1 protein-coding gene and 2 pseudogenes are annotated in these 3,121 nt (G+C 66.0%); 1 reads left to right on the forward strand and 2 read right to left on the reverse strand.

Annotated elements, in window-relative coordinates:
* Nucleotides 1-141: 141 nt before the first annotated feature.
* A pseudogene (locus tag ACNJ7K_RS12265) lies at nucleotides 142-909 on the forward strand (IS256 family transposase); the annotation flags it as partial.
* 15 nt (nucleotides 910-924) lie between these two features.
* Here the strand turns inward: ACNJ7K_RS12265 and ACNJ7K_RS12270 are convergent.
* Both ACNJ7K_RS12270 and ACNJ7K_RS12275 read right to left on the reverse strand, forming a co-directional pair.
* Nucleotides 925-2,007: pseudogene (locus ACNJ7K_RS12270) on the reverse strand (ISAzo13-like element transposase-related protein); the annotation flags it as partial.
* Nucleotides 1,998-3,002 carry an IS481 family transposase gene (locus ACNJ7K_RS12275; protein ID WP_487041748.1) on the reverse strand — a complete coding sequence of 335 codons (1,005 nt, stop codon included), beginning with the start codon at nucleotides 3,000-3,002 and terminating at the stop codon, nucleotides 1,998-2,000. The gene ACNJ7K_RS12275 and the pseudogene ACNJ7K_RS12270, both read right to left, overlap by 10 nt.
* Nucleotides 3,003-3,121 lie beyond the last annotated feature (119 nt).

Genomic DNA, 3,121 nt, shown 5'->3' on the forward strand with positions numbered 1-3,121 from the left:
GGGTAAGTCCCAGGGAGTGGTGGGAATCGGTTGAGGGCATCCGGGCAGGTCCACGGCGTGTCGATCCCTCACCGAGGGTGGGCCATCGCGTAGTGATCAACGAGTTACCTACCACAGTGACTCACAGAAAGCAGCTACGCGATGACCCACGACCATTCTGCACTGCTCGCCCAACTCGACGCACTCAAGAGCGCCGACAACACCAACGTGTTCGCCGAACTGATCCGCACCGGACTGCAAGCTCTGATCGAAGCCGAAGCCACCGACAAACTCGGCGCCGGCCGCTACGAACGCACCGACACCCGCATCACCCACCGCAACGGACACCGCACCAAAACCGTCGCCACCACCAGCGGAGACGTCGAGGTCAAGATCCCCAAGCTGCGCTCCGGGTCGTTCTTCCCCTCGCTGCTCGAGCGCCGTCGGCGGATCGACAAGGCTCTCTACGCGGTGGTGATGGAGGCCTACGTGCACGGGGTATCGACTCGCAGCGTCGACGACCTGGTCGGCGCCCTCGGAGTCGACTCCGGGATCTCGAAGTCGGAGGTCTCGCGGATCTGTGCCGGTCTGGACGCCGAGATCGCCCGGTTCCGGGAGCGCACCTTGACGCACACGAGCTTTCCGTATGTGTTCCTCGACGCCACTTTCTGCAAGGTCCGTGTCGGTGCGCACGTGGTGTCCCAGGCGTTGGTGGTCGCAACTGGGGTGTCGATCGACGGTAGCCGTGAGGTGTTGGGCACCGCGGTCGGGGACAGCGAATCCTACGAGTTCTGGCGGGAGTTCCTGGTCGGGTTACGGGGTCGGGGACTGTCCGGGGTGCATCTGGTGATCTCCGATGCGCACAGCGGGCTCAAAGCTGCCATTGCGCAGCAGTTCACGGGTTCGTCCTGGCAGCGGTGCCGGGTGCATTGTAGCTGTAAGAAATTAATGTATCGATTCGCTGGTGTCGCTCTCGTGCGGTGGTATGGCGGCGAGAAGTTCGGCGGCGGTGCGGTAGCGGATGGGTGCCGGCACCGGGATGTAGCCGTCCTGTTCGAGCAGTGGTCGCACGTCGAGCAGCGCATTACCGATGGTGCGCGGACTGACCTGGAACAGTTCGGCAAGGACAGCGCGAGTGCATAGTCGCCGCAGGTGCAGCACCGTGGCCAGGACACGTTCGGCATCGGTGATCTTCTGAAGGAAGATTCCGCCGCGGCCGCCGGGCATCCGCTCGCCGCCACGTTGGGCGTAGCGGCGTCGTTCGACCATGGCGGCTTGCCGAACGGCGAGACGTTCGACGAGTTCGTCCAGTTGCCGGCGACTCATGCCGGTCAGCGTCGGATGCGACAACGTTTCGGGGAGCAGCCGATTCGGGGCGGGACCGAGTACCCGGTCCTCGCGGACAAATCCGACAAGGTCGGCGGCGGTGCTCAACCGCAACCCGATGATCGGGGTGACGTGGTGGCCACGCTCGTCGAACAGCATCCGCGTTTCGGCGATGATCTCGCCGATGGAGTTCGGATTGACCCCGAGCAGTTCCGAAAGCACCCGCTGGGAGCACACCTGCCGCAGATACACGACGGTGATCAGCAGCGCGGCGGCGTCCGAGATCAACCGCCGCTTGCCGGCACCCGGCGCCCGGCGGCGCCGCCCGCCGCGTTGGTGCCAGCGGCGTTGCTCGGCGCGGGCGGCCTGCACCGAAGCCAATTGGGCGGTGAGTTCGTTCAACTCGGCACCGGTCATGCCGGTCAGGCGGGGGTCGGCGAGCAACGCAAGGACCGCGGCACGTTCGCCTTCCCGGTCGCGGCCGACAGCCGCAGCGGTATCGGTGTGGGTCGGTTCGATGGTGTAGTTCCACGTTCCGCACTGGGCATGCGGGCGGATGGATAACGCACGCAACTCGTCTCGGCCCACCGAAATCCCGGTCGGATACTCGCTGGTGTCCAGTTCGGCCTCCACGCGTAGCCCGGTGCGGGTGCGGGTGGAGGCGATGGTCTTGACCACGACCTCGTGGCTGGTCAACGGCTGTATGAGGCCATGACGTTGGTGACACCGGTCCGGAGCTTGCTCGCGGGCGGCCGGTTTCCGACGGCAGTATGCGGCCGATGATAGTTGTAGTGCACATTCCACACCTGTAGGGCCTGGGCGCGTTGCCGTTCGCTGGCCCAGACGCGGGCGTAGAGGAACTCCTCGGCCAGGATGCGGTTGTAGCGCTCCACTTTCCCGTTGTGGCGAGGCGTATACGGGGTGATCCGCTGATGCCGGCCACCGTGGAGCACTTTCGCGAAGTCCTTCGCGCGGTAGCAGGACCCGTTGTCGGTGACGACCCGGTGGATGTGCACGATGCCGTGGGCGGCGAAGAACACCCGTGCGCGGTGCATGAACCCGATTGCCGTGGCGGCCTTCTCGTCGGATAGCGCCTCGGTATAGGCAAGGCGGGAGAACCCGTCGACCGCCGAATGCAGGTAGACGTAACCGGCGCGGGCACCGGCGACCTTGGCGCGCTCGACCTTCTTGGCCTGCTCGCTGCCCCGACCGTGGACACGCCAGCCACCGCCGTCGGGGATCCGGCCGACTTTCTTGATGTCGACGTGCACCATATGGCCGGGCCAGCGGGCGATGATCCGGCGTGGCTGGCGATTGTTCTCGCCGTTCGGATCGAGGAACCTGCGCCGGTTCAACCCGAGGTGAACGAGGTGCCGGCTGACGGTGCGCACCGAGATGCTGATGCCGTCGGCGCCCAGTTCGTGGGCGATGCGGGCTGCGGACCACTTGCGGGTCCGCCGCAGGGTCTCGATCCGCGCCACGGTCTCAGCCGGGGTCGCGGTGGGCTGATGGTGCGGCACGCTGGGGCGGTCGAGCAGACCGAGTTCGCCGTGTTCGCGGTAGCGGGCCATCCATTTGCTGGCGCAGGACCGGGAGATCCCCATCTCGGCGGCGACATGGGACAGCGGACGGGTCTGGCACCGCTCGACGAGACGGCGGCGACCTTCGACGGACAGCGGGGCGTTACGGTGGAGCATGGACGGGTTCTTTCGGTTGCGCTGGGTGAGTTGGTGGTACTTCCCATCCTGCCGTTGGAAGGCCCGTCCGCCTTCTTCAATCCCCTGAGCTGGTGTCTACAACGTCATGACCCGCAACA

Source organism: Rhodococcus shunpengi (genome assembly GCF_048381395.1).
In the GTDB taxonomy this organism is placed as follows: Bacteria; Actinomycetota; Actinomycetes; order Mycobacteriales; family Mycobacteriaceae; genus Rhodococcus.